The 16,695-nt window shown below is 61.5% G+C and carries 10 protein-coding genes, 1 tRNA gene, 1 other RNA gene and 2 pseudogenes; 12 read left to right on the top strand and 2 right to left on the bottom strand.

Translation table 11 applies throughout. The annotated features are described in order from the left end of the window. Positions 1-7 precede the first annotated feature (7 nt). The 4 genes and pseudogenes from C3B44_RS00750 (at position 8) to C3B44_RS00770 (ending at position 5,898) form a co-directional block, all read left to right on the top strand. Entirely contained in the window at positions 8-1,648 is a 1,641-nt protein-coding gene (locus C3B44_RS00750; RefSeq protein ID WP_158268662.1) for an ABC transporter ATP-binding protein/permease, read from the top strand. A 2-nt stretch (positions 1,649-1,650) separates the two neighbouring features. Further along, positions 1,651-3,360: an amino acid ABC transporter ATP-binding/permease protein gene (locus tag C3B44_RS00755; RefSeq protein WP_108430677.1), complete on the top strand. Its 1,710-nt coding sequence runs from the start codon at positions 1,651-1,653 to the stop codon at positions 3,358-3,360. 551 nt (positions 3,361-3,911) lie between these two features. Continuing rightward, positions 3,912-4,547, top strand: coding sequence for an SMI1/KNR4 family protein (locus C3B44_RS00765; RefSeq protein ID WP_158268663.1), 636 nt, complete (start codon positions 3,912-3,914; stop codon positions 4,545-4,547). Beyond that, positions 4,547-5,898: pseudogene (locus C3B44_RS00770) on the top strand (IS256 family transposase). Before C3B44_RS00765 ends, C3B44_RS00770 begins: the two are co-directional and overlap by 1 nt. Before the next feature lie 459 nt (positions 5,899-6,357). On the opposite strand, the gene C3B44_RS00775 reads toward C3B44_RS00770, so the two are convergent. Together C3B44_RS00775 and C3B44_RS00780 are read right to left on the bottom strand one after the other, a co-directional pair. Further along, positions 6,358-7,602, bottom strand: a complete 1,245-nt coding sequence (locus tag C3B44_RS00775) for an IS256 family transposase (RefSeq protein ID WP_108430557.1) — start codon at positions 7,600-7,602, stop codon at positions 6,358-6,360. A gap of 308 nt (positions 7,603-7,910) precedes the next feature. After that, positions 7,911-7,999 (bottom strand) — tRNA-Ser (locus C3B44_RS00780). 137 nt (positions 8,000-8,136) lie between these two features. Here C3B44_RS00780 and ffs point away from each other — a divergent pair. The 8 genes and pseudogenes from ffs (at position 8,137) to C3B44_RS00820 (ending at position 16,692) form a co-directional block, all read left to right on the top strand. Next, positions 8,137-8,235: signal recognition particle sRNA small type (gene ffs, locus C3B44_RS00785), an RNA gene on the top strand. A 120-nt stretch (positions 8,236-8,355) separates the two neighbouring features. Continuing rightward, the gene (locus C3B44_RS00790) at positions 8,356-9,627 is read left to right on the top strand and encodes an aspartate aminotransferase type Ic (protein ID WP_108430680.1); all 1,272 of its coding nucleotides are present in this window, start codon (positions 8,356-8,358) and stop codon (positions 9,625-9,627) included. Next, positions 9,628-10,191 (top strand): hypothetical protein, encoded by a 564-nt coding sequence (locus C3B44_RS00795; RefSeq protein WP_108430681.1) that lies wholly within the window; start codon positions 9,628-9,630, stop codon positions 10,189-10,191. A gap of 10 nt (positions 10,192-10,201) precedes the next feature. Then, on the top strand, positions 10,202-12,274 hold the full coding sequence (locus C3B44_RS00800; RefSeq protein WP_108430682.1) for a DNA polymerase III subunits gamma/tau: 2,073 nt from the start codon (positions 10,202-10,204) through the stop codon (positions 12,272-12,274). A gap of 66 nt (positions 12,275-12,340) precedes the next feature. Next, complete coding sequence (locus C3B44_RS00805) at positions 12,341-12,694, top strand: YbaB/EbfC family nucleoid-associated protein (protein WP_108430683.1); 354 nt, start codon at positions 12,341-12,343, stop codon at positions 12,692-12,694. Positions 12,695-13,373: 679 nt separating this feature from the next. Further along, positions 13,374-14,725: pseudogene (locus tag C3B44_RS00810) on the top strand (IS256 family transposase). Between the two features lie 45 nt (positions 14,726-14,770). Beyond that, complete coding sequence (locus C3B44_RS00815) at positions 14,771-15,856, top strand: IS110 family RNA-guided transposase (RefSeq protein WP_199222447.1); 1,086 nt, start codon at positions 14,771-14,773, stop codon at positions 15,854-15,856. Between the two features lie 179 nt (positions 15,857-16,035). Then, positions 16,036-16,692 (top strand): recombination mediator RecR, encoded by a 657-nt coding sequence (locus C3B44_RS00820; protein WP_108430684.1) that lies wholly within the window; start codon positions 16,036-16,038, stop codon positions 16,690-16,692. Positions 16,693-16,695: the final 3 nt, after the last annotated feature.

Below are 16,695 nucleotides of genomic sequence, written 5' to 3' on the forward strand. Positions count from 1 at the left end.
GGAATACATGAAGAAAACGTTTTTCTCTCCGGGCAATCCCGCGATCTGGGTGCAGTCCGCGCTCATTGGGGTGCGCGCGCTCGCAGTCGGGGTGGCGCTGCTGGCGATCGGCAAGATTCTCGGCGCGGCGTTTAGCGACGCCACCCTGCCCACCGGCTGGGTCATCGCGGGTATCGCCGGGATCATCATGGCGGCGCTGGCGGCCTATGCGGCGGTGCGGGCCTCGGGGAAGAGCCAGTGTGTGGAGTCCGCGCGCATCCGCGACGGGCTGATGCGCCACGCCTTCGGGCTCGGGCCGGCGCGTTTTCGCGGCCGGGAGACCGGCGCGATGGTCGCGATGTTCACCGACTCGGTGGAGGCCGTGACCAAGTACCGCCAGGGATATCTGGGCCAGCTCGTCGGCTCGCTGCTGACCCCGCTGATCACCCTGGGGCTCATCGCGGTGTTCGTCGACTGGCTGACGGCGTTGATCCTGCTCATCGCCATCCCGTTTGTGCCGCTCGTGGTGGGTGGGTTCCAGAGGTTCTTCTCCTCCGATGCGAGTGCTTCTCGACGGATGCGTGGAAAGCTCTCAGCCCAATTCCTCGAAGCCGTCCAGGGCTTGTCGACGCTCGTCGGCATCGGTGCCGCCCAGAAAGTCGGAGACCAACTCGAAGGCGTGGGCGAGGATAACCGCCAGGCGCTCATGAAGGTGCTGGCCCGCAACCAGCTGCTGCTGTTCGTGATGGAATCCGGCTTCTCGCTGTTTCTCATTTCGGTGGCCATCACCATGAGCTGGCTGCGCCTGGATGCCGGCGTCATCGGCGTCGGCGAGGCACTCGCGGTGGTGCTTCTGACCTCGCAGCTGACCACGCCGATCAACTCCGTCGGCGGGTTCTTCTACATCGGCATGGTCGGCCGCGGCGGGCAGAAGGCTATGAGTGCTTTTCTTCAGAGAAGCGCCGGGGCTGGGGATTCGGCGGATCAGGCTCGTGCTGATGCTGATGCTGATGCTGATGCTGATTCCGGGGCCGTGGTCACCTTCGATGACGTGCACTTCGCCTATGGCGATAACCCGGTCCTTAGGGGCGTCGATCTTAACGTCCAAGGGGCGACGTCGTTGCTGGGGGCGTCGGGAAGCGGCAAGACCACTCTGCTGTCCATCGCCGCCGGGGACCTCGTACCCGACCAGGGCTGCGTCAGCGTCAACGGAGTAGCGCTCACCCCGGCGAGCCAGGATCTGGTGCGCGCGCAATCCGCGGTGGTGCAGCAACACACCTGGCTCTTCCACGCCAGCTTGGCAGATAACCTGCGACTGGCCCGCCATGACGCCACGGACGAGGAGCTGTGGGCCGCCCTCGAGCAGGTCGATCTGCGCGAGTGGGCAGAAAGCCTGCCCGAAAAACTCGCTACCCCGGTCGGGGAACGCGGCATGAGTGTCTCGGGCGGTCAGGCGCAGCGCATCTCGATTGCGCGGGCGATCGTCGCCGGGCGCGACCTCATCATCATGGACGAGCCGACCTCGCAGGTGGACCTGGAATCCGAAGCAGTGATTGAACAATCAGTGGAGAAGCTCGCAGAACACGCCACCGTGCTGATGGCCACCCACCGCACGTCCATGGCCAAGGGGCGCGTACTCAGCGTTATCGAGGGGAAGGTGAGTGAGTAAAAATGCAGCGCGTAACGAGCTGGCTCATCGATGTGACCCGCCCAGTGCTCAGCCCGCTGGTCGGCTCGGTGATCTTTAGGCATCTGTACTTCGCAGCGCACCTGGCGCTGGTGGGCATCGGAGCGTGGGCTGTGGCCAGCCTCGTGGCCGGCGAGAGCCTGCCGGTGGTGTGGCTCATCCTTGCCTTGGTGGGCTTGACCCTGGCCAAAGGCCTGTTCAACTACCTGGAGCATTTCCTCGGTCACCTGGTGGCGTTCAAGGCCCTAGAGATCCTGCGCGTCGAGCTGTATCGACGCCTCGTTCCTCAGGCCACCGAGATGAAGGCCACCTCCGGCGACGTGCTCAACCGGGCGACGAAGGACATCGACCGCATCGAGGTCTTCTTCGCCCACACCCTGCCGCCGGCGATCACCGCGGCGACCATCCCGCTGGTGACCGTGCTGGCCAGCCTGCCTTTCGTCGGCTTCCAGCCGGTGCTGGTCGCGGCCGTGGGGCTGGTGCTTAGCGTGGGCGTCGTGCCCGTATTGGGCGCCCGGACGAGCATGCGCGTCGCCCGGAAGAGCGCCGCCCAGCGCGGGGAGCTTACCCAGCACGTCACCGATTCCCTGCAGGGCATGAGCGAGGTCACCGGCTACGGGCATGTCACGCGCCGGCTGCAGGGGCAGCACGCTATCGACGCCCGCCTGCAGGCCACCGAGGCGCCGCGTTCGCGCTGGTCGGGCGCCCGCGAGGTCGGCGCCGTGCTGGTGGATGCCGGCACCGTGCTGGCGGTGGCGCTCGTCGGCGCCGCCGTGGGCGTGGAGCCGGTGGCCTTGGCCGTGTTTGCGGTGTTGGTGTGGGCGCTGTTCAGCGTCACTGAGGGCGTGCGCGGTTTCGCGGCGGTTCTCGACGACTCGATGGCCGCCGCCGAGCGCGTCTACGAGCTCACCCATGCCCGCCCGGCGGTGAGCGAACCGGAGTCCCCGGTGGCTGTGCCTTCCGGCCCGCTCGGCGTCGAGTTCCACGGCGTGACCCACTCCTATTCCGCGGGCAGCACGTCTGTGCAGGACGTCACGGTGCGCATCGCGCCTGGTAGCCATACGTGTTTCATCGGCACGTCGGGCTCGGGTAAGTCGACGGCGCTGTCGTTGATCGCCCGCCACCACGACCCCACTGCGGGCCACGTGAGCCTCGGTGGGGTGGACCTGCGTGAGCTGAAGCTTTCCGACGTCCGCTCCGCCGTCCTCTTCGTCGAACAACAAGCCACCCTGTTCAACGGCACGGTGCGCTCCAACCTCGCGCTGGCAGCACCGAAGGCAGGTGACGACGAGATGCACCACGCCTTAGAAGTCGTGAGCCTGGATCGCGAACTCGCCGAGCGCGACGGGCTCGACACCGAGGTCGGCGAGGGCGCTCAGTTGCTCTCGGGCGGCCAGCGCCAGCGCCTCGCTTTGGCGCGCGCGGTGCTGTTGCGCCCGCGCGTGTTGCTTCTCGACGAGTACACCTCCCACCTCGACGACGCCACCGCTAGCCAAGTGCGCCACAACGTGCGCGCGGAATTCCCGGGCATCACTCTCATCGAGTCCACCCACACCCCCGCCGGCATCGCTGACGCCGACCAGGTCATCGTCCTCGATAACGGCATCGTCCGGGCCGCCGGCACACCCGACGAGGTGGCCGACTCCGGGCCGCTGTCCCGTCTCATGGCCCGCGCGGCGGAGCTGCCGGACTAGGGGCTCAGCGTAGGTTCCAGGTCTTCTCGCGGGCCCAGGACCGATTGTTGAGTGGGCGCTAACTGGTGAAACTACCCCCTCGGAAGAAAAATACTTTGTTAGGCCTAGCGAAGCAGGAATTATGACCTACGATTCCTATCGCCCAAGTATTCCCTTAGGGAAGCATTAGTATTCACTGCATATTAAGGGTGGTCATCGATGAAGGCTGGCAGGATAGTCGCAGCTACTGTGAGTGCAGTGCTCGCGGTGTGCACTGTGGTGGTCACCGCTTCTGCAGACGTGTTTCACGGTCACTGGATCGGCGGGAAGATTGAGGGGGCCTACCACCGCCTCGGCGGGTGGAACACGTTCGGTGATGCGATTACCGCTGAGGGCATAGCCGCCTGGAATGGCCGGTACCAGGTCTTTCAGCGTGATGCGTCAATCTGCTGGCATCCCAACGCTGATAACGGCACTGCCCATCAGGTTGGTGGGTGTATTCAATCGTGGGGCGTACAGCCGGCGTTGGGATAGGTCCAACGCTTCCGGACTATTTATAGGGAGAGTTGATTTTGGAAAACTATGCCGACTTTTTCGAGGACCCTGGTGAGCCTGCCGATGATGTGCGGATCGCGGACATTGAACGAGCGATCGGTCGGCGTTTGCCTGAGGATTATCGGGCGCTGATCCAAGAAACCGGAGGCGGTAGTCTCAAGCTGTCCAGGTGCGTGATGCCTGGGCTTCCGGGAGCGGCAGAAGGCTTGAGCACTGACAATATTTTCGGCAATGGGAAAATTGCCACCGGTGCCAATGTTGATTTGGCTGAGTTTGGGGTCTTCTTGATGGAGGAGTGGGAGATTCCTGAAGAAGTCCTTTTGTTTGCTGATACCGAAGACGGTATGCACAACTGTTTCGTGATCAACTATGACTTGGCGGAGTTTCCACGAGGGGCGATTCTTCACTTGGATACTGATCCGGGTGGGAAGTTGACCAAGGTTGCTGACTCGGTGGCTGATTTCCTCAACGCCCTTGAACCTTATAACGACGAAGGGGATCAAGATTACAATCCCAGTGCAGGCCAAGAAGGTGTGGGTATCAAAGGCGTATGGCACGGGGTTCTTTCTGAGACGCTTACCCGTGCTATTGCGGAAGAGGGTGTCAGGAAATTTGTGTGTGAGGCTCTGATCCAGAAGGAGTTTCACCGATAATGACAACGGTGACAACGAAGAAAAACCATGACCAGGACAAGGTCAACGAGATCAGCGAGAAGCTGATGGAAAATCCTGAGCTCGCCAAGCTGATTGGCGAGTTGTCGACGTCCACCGATAACGCCAGCGACCTGGTCAAAGCCCTGTTGCAGGCATCGATTAACGCTGGTTTTGCAGGCGGAAATGGATGCCCATTTGGGCTACGGTCATTCCGACCGGACGATGAAGGCCCAGGTTGAACCAACACAGGGTAGTAACCACCGCAACGGGTCGTAGACCAAGACCGTCAATTCTGGGCACGGCGCGTTGGAAGGGATCGTGCCCAGGGATCGTTCCGGCACGTTTACTGCCCAGATGGTGCCCAAGGGCTCACGCCGGCTGACAGAGCTCGATGACATGATCATCTCGCTGTACGCCGGTGGGATGACAGTGCGTGATATTCAGCACCATCTTGGCTCCACCCTGGGGGTGGATATGAGCCCGGATACGATCAGCACGATTACCGATGCAGTCTTAGACGAGGTGATGATCTGGCAGAACCGTCAACTCGACGAGTTCTACCCAGTAATCTTTTTTGATGCGCTACGCGTGAAGATCCGCGATGGCCACCGTGTAGTCAACAAGGCGTGCTACATGGCGGTGGGCATCGACATAGACGGTATCAAGCACATCCTGGGCTTGTGGATTGCTGATAATGAAGGTGCCGCCTTTTGGGCATCTGTGTGCGCAGATCTGGCCAACCGTGGCGTCCAGGATGTCTTCATCGTCTGCTGTGATGGTCTTAAAGGTCTACCGGAAGCTTGTGGAGGCAACCTGGCCACATTCGATGGTACAAACCTGCATCGTGCACCTGATCCGGGCGGCGAATAGGTGGGTGTCCTATCAGGACCGAAAACCCGTCTCCAGTGCGCTACGTGCGATCTAGACGGCCGTAAACGAAGATACCGCCCGTGCCAGCTTAGATGCGTTCGAAACCTCTGAGCTTGGCCAGAAGTACCCGCAGTCGGTGAATATCTGGCGTGATGCGTGGGAACGGTTCGTGGGGTTTCTGCAGTTCCCGCCAGCGGCGCGCAAGGTGATATACACCACGAATTCAATCGAGTCACTCAATGCTGAGCTGCGTAAAGCTACCCGAAACCGGGGCCAGTTCCCGAACGATACAGCAGCACTGAAGACGCTTTGGTTGATGATGTGCACCATCGAAGACTAACGCGTTGCCAAACGCGCGAAGCAAGCCAAGCGTGCCGTTGAGTGCAACGGGTATGTTCAAGGAGCGAAGGCCAATGGCTGGAAACAAGCCATCAACCAACTAGCTGTGGCATACCCAGACCGATTCGCGGACTACCTGTAAACCACCCCCGCACACAAACTATCGGACGCTCTCTTGCGGAAACCCCGACTCCTGATATGGGGTATCTCCTACGTAAAGCAACGGCTCCCATAACAAACTCATTCGGCCCTAATATCCTTCAAGACTTTGAGAAAGGCAAGCGTTTTCTCGATGTGCTTTATTGGGCAGCTCAGCATGTTAATCCTCACTCGGATGTGGATTCGTTTACGAACTACACCGAAAAAATGCGGGTACCAACATTCAGCGTTTGTTGCGCGGTTCTTTTCGTGCGGAAGGGCAACGATATGGGTTCGTATGGTTCGTCGGCGTGATCGAGTCGTGGTGGGACGACCGTGTGGAAAAGGGTTTCCTTGTGGAGACTCCGGTCAAGTCCGCGGGAGTGGTGTATCTGTCCTTCCTGAATCATTGGAATCTAGTGGAGGGGGTGTCGGGGACCGGCGCGGGCTGGGTTGCTGTGCATTAGGCCGCTCCCTCGGTCGTGACGGTGTTGCTCGCGTCGACGGTGTTGGCGACGATAAGCTTTCGGGTTTGTTCCAGGCTTGCCAGTGACATGTAGCGCTTTTGTTGAATCCAATCATCATGCTGCTCGGCGAGCACTGCCCCGACGAGTCGTACTACCGCGGCCCGATTGGGGAAGATGCCGACAACGTCAGTACGCCGGCGGATTTCCCGGTTGAGTCGTTCCGTCGGGTTATTCGACCACACCTTCGTCCACACAGCTTTCGGCGTGTTCGTGAACGCTAAGATCTCATCCAACGACTCTTCCACGTATCCGGCTACTTCTGGGAAACGCTGGTGACAGAACTCTACTACTTCCCGGGCTTGGTCCCACGTGGACCTGGCGTCGGCTTGCTGAAAAATGGAATGAAACATCCCCGACAACGTCGTCCACCCGCGCTTGGAAACTTTCGAGGAAAGGTTCTTGGCAAAATGCGTTCGGCACCGCTGCCAACCGGCAGTAGGAAGAACTTGGCCGACAGCGGCCTGGATACCCAGGTGGGCATCACTAGTGACGAGGTAGACTTCACCAAGTCCGCGGGCTTTTAAGTCCTGGAAGAACCCGGTCCAAGATTCCACGGACTCTGATGTTGCTACTTGCATGCCCAAAAGCTCCCGGTAGCCGTCGTTATTGACACCGGTGGCAATAAGCACGCTGGTCGTGACTACCCGTCCGCCTTCACGAACTTTCATGGTCACCGCATCACAGGACAGGTAGTAGTACGGGCCCTGATCAAGCGGGCGGGTTCGAAACTCCTCGACCATGATGTCGAGTTCTTTGGCCATGTCAGAGACCTGGGACTTCGACAGGTTGGTGATCCCCAGTGTTGCGACCAGGTCGTTCATCCTGCGGGTGGAGACACCCTTTAAGTAGCAGGTGGCGATCACTGTGGTCAGGGCCCGTTCGGTTCTGCTGCGTCGTTCCACAAGCCAATCAGGAAAGAAGCTCCCGGTGCGTAGTTTTGGGATAGCGACGTCAATGGAGCCGACACGGGTGTCGAGTTGGCGGTGACGGTAGCCATTGCGGGTGTTGGTGCGCTGCGGAGAAACAGTGGCGTAGTCAGCACCGCAGACGCTGTCGGCCTGAGCCGAGAGGATTTGGTTGATGAAGTCCGAGAGCATTTGGCGCATCAAATCTGGGGACGCTTGAGTCAGTAGCTCTTCGAGATACGCGGTCGGATCGATATGATGAGGGTCAGCGGCCATCGCAGGGTACTTCCTTTCGAGGATAGGTAGAAGTTGATTCGAAAGGTACCCGCGATGGTCGCCTTCATGCACACCGGCACAAGACTTACCGCGGGCTACAGATACACCACGCTAACGGACGCAACCGAGACTCCGGAGGGGTTTGTTTTTGATGAGGCTTATATTGCTCGTGTCCTTGAGGAGGAACCGGTCACTGAATTATAGGTCCTATCTTTCCCTTACGGGCCTCCCTTTACATCCATGGCTTCCGCTTACTTCCCCTAGCAAGAGAAAAACGCCTGGCAGCGAACTGCCAGGCGTTTCACCTTTGGCGGAGGATGTGGGATTTGAACCCACGAGGGGCGTGAACCCCGCACGCGTTCCAGGCGTGTGACATAGGCCGCTAGTCGAATCCTCCGTGCAAAGACTTTAGCCGATAGTAGGAATGAGCCAAAATCGCCTGGTGAGGCGAGTTTTCTTCCCGTTTAGAGGCGACACAGCGATGCTGACGGAAATATGGTTTGGTTTCGGGCGGTAGGTGTGGGTTAGAGTAGTCCCAGGATCCCACGCGGCGTCCATCTCGTGAACTCCCCCAGGGCAGGAATGCAGCAAGGGTCAACGGGCTCTGGCGGGTGCGTGGGGTCCCCTTTGTTTTCGCTGGGCGATCAAAGCCGCGCGGGAAGGCGGTACCATGGTGGGCGTACTAGCGCAGGGGGAGTAGCGATGAGACGCCCGCCTGTGCTCCGCCCCATCCGGTAGGAGGCTAGCCCAGTAATGTCGCTTCTCGATCTCGACCACGACCAGCGCAAGGAACTCGCAGAACGGGTTCGTCAGGACTACGAGGAGCTGAAGTCGAAGGACCTCCAGCTCAACCTGACCCGCGGTAAGCCGTCGTCGGAGCAGCTGGACATCTCCCAGCGCCTGCTCGAGCTGCCCGGCACCGAGGATTTTAAGGATGCCGACGGCACCGATGTCCGCAATTACGGCAACCTCAAAGGCATCCGCGACATCCGGGAGATCTGGTCGGAGCTGCTTGGCGTGCGTTATGACGAGCTCATCGCCGGTGATGCCTCGAGCCTGAACATGATGTTCGACCTGGTGATGTACGCCCACACGTTCGGCACCCAGGATTCCGAGCGGCCGTGGAACCAGGAGGAGAAGGTTCGCTGGATTTGCCCGGTGCCTGGCTACGATCGTCACTTCACCATCACGGAGAAGCTCGGATATGAGATGCTGTCCGTCCCGTGGCTGGACGAGGGCCCTGATATGGACGCCGTCCGTGAGGCCGTGAAGGACCCGCAGGTCAAAGGCATGTGGCTGGTGCCGACGTTCGCGAACCCCTCCGGCCACACCGTCAGCCAGGACGTTGCCCGCCAGCTCGCGGAGATGGAGACCGCTGCCCCGGATTTCCGCATCGTGTGGGATAACGCGTATGCGGTGCACACCTTGACGGAGGAGTTCCCGGAGGTGATTGACATCGTCACCTTGGCCCGCGAAGCCGGCAACCCCAACCGCTTCTGGCACATGACGTCGACGTCGAAGATCACCTTCGCCGGCTCGGGCGTGGCTTTCCTCAACACCTCCACCGAGAACATCGACTGGTACGCCAGCTACGCCGGCGCCCGCGGCATTGGGCCGAACAAGATCAACCAGCTGGCACACGCGCGTTTCTTCGGTGACGCGGATGGCGTCCGCCAGGTCATGCGCAAGCACGCGTCGCTGTTGGCGCCGAAGTTCAACCGGGTCCTCGAGATCCTCGAGGCCGAGCTCGGCGAGTATGACGTTGCCCGCTGGACCACCCCGAGTGGCGGTTACTTCATCTCCTTGGACGTCATCGACGGCACTGCGGCACGCGTCGTGGAGCTGGCGAAGGGCGCCGGCATCGCGCTGACTGAGGCGGGCTCGTCCTTCCCGCTGCATAAGGACCCCAACGACCGCAACATCCGCCTGGCGCCGACCCTGCCGCCCGTCGCGGAACTCGAGGAAGCCGTCCGGGGTGTGGCCACCTGTGTGCTGCTTGCGGCCGTCGAGAAGCTGGGAGCCTAATTGGACCTCCCGGAGACCGCGTATTGGCTCGAGGAGCTTTGTGGCTGCCCGCTGAACTTCCGGAAGGTTCAGCAGTGGCGGGTGGGATCGAGCGCGCGTGACGACGGCACCGCCCTCGCCGCCACCGCCAACTTCGCGGACCACGACACCGGGCTGGCCCTGCAGGACGATCCTGCGGTCGCGGTGCGCTGCGAGCTGATAGCGCACTCGCCGCTAGGGGAGGCGGAGGCGGCTGCGGTGGTCGTCAGCGCGGCGGACATGATCTCCGGGATGCGGGGTGTGATCGCGCCGCAGCCGACGGTGATGCTGCCGAATCTCGTGGAGAACACGGCGATCGCCACCGCGCATGAGGGCGCTACCGTCGCCCATGGCCTGCTCATGCCCCCGCGGATGTGGGGTGAAAACACCCCGCATGTTCGCGAAGAAGCGCGCATGACGCTCCTGCTCGAGGTGCTGCTGCTCACCGATGAGGAGCATTCCATCGGGCATAAGCAGGGGATGGATGTGCTGTTGCGGCGGCTGCGTCGTCGGGGTGTGGATTTCGACGACTGGTTTCGCGGGTAGGGTTGGCTGCGTGGCTCTTTACCGGACTTACCGCCCCGCGTCTTTCGCCGAGGTCGTCGGCCAGGAGCAGGTCACCACGCCGCTTTCCCGGGCCCTCGACTCCGGCCATATCAACCATGCCTATCTTTTCTCGGGACCGAGGGGCTGCGGTAAGACGTCGTCGGCACGCATCCTCGCGCGTTCGCTGAACTGCGTCGAAGGCCCGACCTCCACGCCGTGTGGGCAGTGCGAGTCCTGCCGGGCGCTCGCGCCGGGCGGTCCCGGCAACCTCGACGTCATGGAGCTGGACGCCGCCAGCCACAATGGCGTCGAAGACATGCGTGAGCTGCGTGAACGCGCCATCTACGCACCGGCGGAGTCGCGTTATCGCGTGTTTATTATCGACGAGGCGCACATGATCACCCCCGCCGGCTCGAATGCGCTGCTGAAGATCGTCGAGGAGCCGCCGGAGCACCTCATCTTCATCTTCGCCACGACGGAGCCGGAGAAGGTCATCGGCACCATCCGCTCGCGCACGCATCACTACCCGTTCCGCCTGCTCGCGCCGCCGGATATGCGCTCGCTCATCGAGCGCATCGTCGCCCAAGAGGGCGTGCGCATCGAGCCCTCGGTCTACCCGCTGGTCATCCAGGCCGGCGGCGGTTCCCCGCGCGATACGCTGTCGATCCTCGACCAGCTGCTCGCCGGCGCCGGCGCCGACGGTCTGACCTACCAAGAGGCGCTACCGCTGCTCGGAGTGACGGATCTCGGGCTTCTCGACGACGCCGTCACCGCCCTCGCCGAAGGTGACGCCGCGTCGCTGTTCTCGGTGGTCGGCAAGGTGGTCGACTCCGGCCACGAGCCCCGGCGCTTTGCCGAGGACCTGCTCGATCGGCTGCGCGACCTCATGATCCTGCAGACCGTGCCCACCGCCTTCGACCAAGGGCTTGTCGACACCCCCGCCGACCGCGCCGAGGTCCTAAGCGATCTGGCGGGTCGCTTCGCCGGCGACCGGCTCGCCCGCCTGGCCGAGACCGTCAACTCCGCGCTGAAAGACATGCGCGGGGCGACCTCGCAGCGCCTCATGCTGGAGATCGCGTGCGCGCACATGCTCGTCGACTCCCAGCCGGCGCCCGCGCCCGCGGCGAGCGATCGGGATGCGGCGGCGGCCGCGGCCGTTGCGGCAGCCACTGCGCGCAGTGCGAAGAAGGATGCGCGGCGCGAAGAAGAGGCGCCGCGTGAGCAGAAGCGGGAGGAGGCTCCGGCGCCGGCACCGTCTGCTGCGCCTGCGGCGCCGCCCGAGACTACGCGGCAGGAGGCTCCGCGTGAGCCGGAGCCGGCAGAGTCGCCGGAGCCGGCAGAGTCGCCGGAGGATTTGGCCGAGAGTATCCGCGGATCGTGGCAGAAAGTGCGCAAGGCCGTCGGCAAGCGCAACCGCGTGGCCGAGATCATGCTCACCGAGGCGCGTGTGCTCGGGATGAAGGACAACACGCTGGTGCTCGGCCACAACACCGGGGCGCTGGCCCAGCGCATCAACGCGCCGGCGAACAACGCCGACATCGTGGCGGTGCTCAAGGAGCAGACCGAGCGCGAGATCGAGGTCACCTGTGTGGTGGGCACCGACCCGGCCGCCGCGGGTTTCGACGCCGCCCCGAAGAAAGAGAAACCGACGTGGAATCCGTCGGCGCGATCGTCGCAACGCGAATCCAACCACCAGGCCACCGGAAACTCCACGCGGGGAAGTAACGAGGATTCCGATCCTGCGCCGGCCCCCGCGCCCAAAAACGCTCCGCCGCAGGACTGGAGGGCGATGGCTGCGGCCGCTGCTCGCCAGGCTGCTGAGCGGGAAAAACAGCACGAGCAGAACACCTTCTCCAACGGTGTTCCCCTGCCGCCGGAGCCTAGCGACGGGCCCATGCCCGAGCCCGAGATGCCGCCGGAGCCTGCTGAGACTGCTGCGTCTGCTGCGTCGGGAGAATCGCAGGAAGACGAAGAGAAGTGGATGGCCGATGAGGCGCGGGTGCCGGGGGAGCAGGATCGTCGAGACGCGACCGAAGTGGCGATCGAGCTGCTCGAAGAACACCTCGGCGCGCGCCGCCTCTAAAACGCGGTGACACGCGAGCTTGTAGACTGGCGCGGGCAAAGAACCCAACAGACGAAAGGCACAAACATGACCGAGCCGCAGGGTGGACAGCAGCCCGACATGAACGAGCTCATCGCCCGCGCCACCGAGGTGCAGTCTCAGCTGCAGAAGGCCCAGGAAGAGATTCTGCAGACCGAGGTCACCGGTACCGCCGGCAACGGCCTCGTCACCATCACCATGACCGGTGGGGCAGAGGTCAAGGGCATCACGATCGACCCGAAGGTCGTCGATCCCGATGACGTCGAGACCCTGCAGGACCTCGTGCTCGGCGCCTTCCAGGACGGCCACGCCAAGGCCGGCAAGATGGCCGAGGAGAAGATCGGCCCGTTCGCCCAGGGTGGCGGCGCGCCGGGCGGTGACCTCGGCTCGCTGTTCGGCTAAACGTTTCCTTGGGCCCTTTCTGTGGGCCCGCGTTTCGACTCCCGTTGGCGCTTTCGTGGCGCTGACGGGGGCTTTTGTGGTTTCGGCGCTGGTTTTTGGGCTTATGGGGCATCTGACGTGGGTCCGCCTTGTTGCCGCACAAACCCTTGAAGGAAGATGCTTGTAGGGCGCGTCCTTCAAGGTTCGCCCTTCAAGCATTTGTGTTCGGAGCGCTACAGAAGGGCCAGGAACCAACCGCGACCCCCACTGAGTCCCCCTCATCCGCATAGAGCGCTAGCGCTGGTCGAATTCACCCTCATAGAAAGGACTACTGTTTTCACTATGTTCTTGTGAGGTTTGATCCCCGGCCCCAACCCACCCGGGTTTACAGGCCAGGGGAACAACCCTCCTAGTGCCCCCTAGTGGTAGCACTAGGTAGGACAGTCAGCCTGACCCAACTGATTTCTAGCGTCACCACCTGTCGTGACTGCTTTTTGGTCGACCTGTCGACTGACTGTCTCACAGCGTGACAAAGCGGACATCATGTCCTCATAGGAGTTTGAATCCTTGTTCCCAATAGTGAACTGACTGATGCCCGCTTTGTAACGCACCTTGAAAACAGAAAAACAAGGAGCGTCACCGCCGAGGGTGTCAGGAAATTTGTGTGTGAGGCTCTGATCCAGAAGGAGTTTCACCGATAATGACAACGGTGACAACGAAGAAAAACCATGACCAGGACAAGGTCAACGAGATCAGCGAGAAGCTGATGGAAAATCCTGAGCTCGCCAAGCTGATTGGCGAGTTGTCGACGTCCACCGATAACGCCAGCGACCTGGTCAAAGCCCTGTTGCAGGCATCGATTAACGCTGGTTTTGCAGGCGGAAATGGATGCCCATTTGGGCTACGGTCATTCCGACCGGACGATGAAGGCCCAGGTTGAACCAACACAGGGTAGTAACCACCGCAACGGGTCGTAGACCAAGACCGTCAATTCTGGGCACGGCGCGTTGGAAGGGATCGTGCCCAGGGATCGTTCCGGCACGTTTACTGCCCAGATGGTGCCCAAGGGCTCACGCCGGCTGACAGAGCTCGATGACATGATCATCTCGCTGTACGCCGGTGGGATGACAGTGCGTGATATTCAGCACCATCTTGGCTCCACCCTGGGGGTGGATATGAGCCCGGATACGATCAGCACGATTACCGATGCAGTCTTAGACGAGGTGATGATCTGGCAGAACCGTCAACTCGACGAGTTCTACCCAGTAATCTTTTTTGATGCGCTACGCGTGAAGATCCGCGATGGCCACCGTGTAGTCAACAAGGCGTGCTACATGGCGGTGGGCATCGACATAGACGGTATCAAGCACATCCTGGGCTTGTGGATTGCTGATAATGAAGGTGCCGCCTTTTGGGCATCTGTGTGCGCAGATCTGGCCAACCGTGGCGTCCAGGATGTCTTCATCGTCTGCTGTGATGGTCTTAAAGGTCTACCGGAAGCTTGTGGAGGCAACCTGGCCACATTCGATGGTACAAACCTGCATCGTGCACCTGATCCGGGCGGCGAATAGGTGGGTGTCCTATCAGGACCGAAAACCCGTCTCCAGTGCGCTACGTGCGATCTAGACGGCCGTAAACGAAGATACCGCCCGTGCCAGCTTAGATGCGTTCGAAACCTCTGAGCTTGGCCAGAAGTACCCGCAGTCGGTGAATATCTGGCGTGATGCGTGGGAACGGTTCGTGGGGTTTCTGCAGTTCCCGCCAGCGGCGCGCAAGGTGATATACACCACGAATTCAATCGAGTCACTCAATGCTGAGCTGCGTAAAGCTACCCGAAACCGGGGCCAGTTCCCGAACGATACAGCAGCACTGAAGACGCTTTGGTTGATGATGTGCACCATCGAAGACTAACGCGTTGCCAAACGCGCGAAGCAAGCCAAGCGTGCCGTTGAGTGCAACGGGTATGTTCAAGGAGCGAAGGCCAATGGCTGGAAACAAGCCATCAACCAACTAGCTGTGGCATACCCAGACCGATTCGCGGACTACCTGTAAACCACCCCCCGCACACAAACTATCGGACGCTCTCTCACCGCCATCATGCCTGAGACCATCACAACGGCACAACCAGTCGCCATCGGCATCGATACACACAAAGACACCCACCACGTTGCCGTGATAACCACCATGGGCGAACCCGTCGAAGACTTCACCATCCCTGCAACCGCCGCAGGCTATACCAAAGCCATTGCTGCTATCGGCATCTACGACAGTGTTGAAGCTGTCGGCATTGAATGCACCGGCACCTACGGGGCAAACATCACCAAAGCCTTCCTTGAGGCTGGCTACCTTGTCTATGAGGTCAACCGGCCTAACCGGTTTGCCCGGCGCCGCCAAGGCAAAACCGACCAATTCGATGCCTACCACGCCGCAGAAGCCGTACTAAGCCATAGGACCACCGCGATTGCGAAAGCCCGCAACGGATTCGTCGAAGCTCTACGCCCCTTGCACGCGTTTCGTCGCCTGGCTGTGAAAAACCGCAGCGCTGAGCTGAACCACCTGCAAGCCCTGTTGGTTTCTGCCCCGGAAAACATCAAGGCCGCCTACCAGCCGCTGAGTGCTGCTCAAAGGCTTAAAGCGCTCGTGGATGCTGATCCTTCAAGCTTTACCGACACTATCGAGCAGGAAGCGATGTATGTCTTAAAGCTCGCTGCTGAGCGGATTCAGCGTGCTCATGCGGAAATTAAGGATCTAGAAAAGCGTATTACCAACTTGTTGCGCCAGTACACCCCGCAACTATTGGATATCTATGGTGCCGGGCCGGATACGATTGCGCAGTTGTTGCTGACTGTGGGGGATAATCCGGAGCGTTTTTACTCTGAGGCTGGGTTTGCGGCGTTAACAGGGGTGTGTCCGATTCCGGCATCATCAGGTCGAACGAACCGGCATCGGTTAAACCGGGGTGGTGATAGGCAAGCCAACCGAGCGTTACACACGACCACGCTTGTGCGTATGAGGCATGATCAACGCACCAAGGACTATGTGGCGAGAAGGACTGCGGAAGGTAAAACCACAAAGGAGATCCAACGTTGTCTGAAACGGGCTATCGCTCGTGAGATGTTTCGTGAGATTCGGGATGCGCTCAATCAGCTCAATAACCACCCCCAACTTGCGGAATCTCTATAGGAGTGTCGACCGCGCGGGACTCCTTTCGGTACCCCTCCTTTCGACGAGGCGAGCACCCACGACCCCAGGAGACCCCAGGAGACCCACCCGCGGGCCTCGCAAACCCGGCTCACCGAAGCGTCTAGACTCGGAAAGGTTGACCGAGCACAGTGCCGGAGCGAAACGGAAGGGGAGTGGCGATGTTCGAGGGCCCGCTGCAGGATCTCATCGACGAGTTCGGCCGCCTGCCTGGCATCGGGCCGAAAAGCGCCCAGCGCATCGCGTTCCACCTCATGCGCGTCGAGCCGGATGACATCGACCGGCTCCGCGACGCGTTGGCCGCCGTCCGGGACGGGGTGACCTTCTGTCGTATCTGCGCGAACATCTCGCGGGAGTCGGTGTGCCGGATCTGCGCGGATTCTGGTCGGGACGCATCGGTGATCTGCGTCGTCGAGGAGGCCAAGGACATTCAGGTCATCGAGCGCACGGGTGAGTACAACGGTCGTTATCACGTCCTCGGCGGGGCCCTGGACCCGCTGTCGAACGTCGGGCCGAAGGACCTGACGTTCGCTCAGCTGCTGCAGCGCATCGGCGGGGTGCTCAAAGACAAAGAGCTCGCGGACTCGACCCCGGAGCACCCGCTGTACGCCGACGCCCCCGAGATCAACGAGGTCATCATCGCCACCGACCCGAACACGGAGGGCGAGGCGACCGCCTCGTACCTGGGAAGGCTGCTGCGGGACTTCCCGGATCTCACCGTGACGCGGCTGGCCTCCGGGATCCCGCTGGGCGGCGATCTCGAGTTCGTCGACGAGCTCACGCTCTCCCGGGCGCTCAGCGGCCGTCGCGCGCTCTAACGC

This window comes from Corynebacterium yudongzhengii, from assembly GCF_003065405.1.
GTDB lineage: Bacteria > Actinomycetota > Actinomycetes > Mycobacteriales > Mycobacteriaceae > Corynebacterium > Corynebacterium yudongzhengii.

Coding starts and splice junctions, on each gene's coding strand:
- C3B44_RS00750 (WP_158268662.1), top strand. CDS start 8: ATGAAGAAAACGTTTTTCTCTCCGGGCAATCCCGCGATCTGGGTGCAG.
- C3B44_RS00755 (WP_108430677.1), top strand. CDS start 1,651: ATGCAGCGCGTAACGAGCTGGCTCATCGATGTGACCCGCCCAGTGCTC.
- C3B44_RS00775 (WP_108430557.1), bottom strand. CDS start 7,602: ATGGCCGCTGACCCTCATCATATCGATCCGACCGCGTATCTCGAAGAG.
- C3B44_RS00790 (WP_108430680.1), top strand. CDS start 8,356: ATGTCGCTTCTCGATCTCGACCACGACCAGCGCAAGGAACTCGCAGAA.
- C3B44_RS00805 (WP_108430683.1), top strand. CDS start 12,341: ATGACCGAGCCGCAGGGTGGACAGCAGCCCGACATGAACGAGCTCATC.
- C3B44_RS00815 (WP_199222447.1), top strand. CDS start 14,771: ATGCCTGAGACCATCACAACGGCACAACCAGTCGCCATCGGCATCGAT.
- C3B44_RS00820 (WP_108430684.1), top strand. CDS start 16,036: ATGTTCGAGGGCCCGCTGCAGGATCTCATCGACGAGTTCGGCCGCCTG.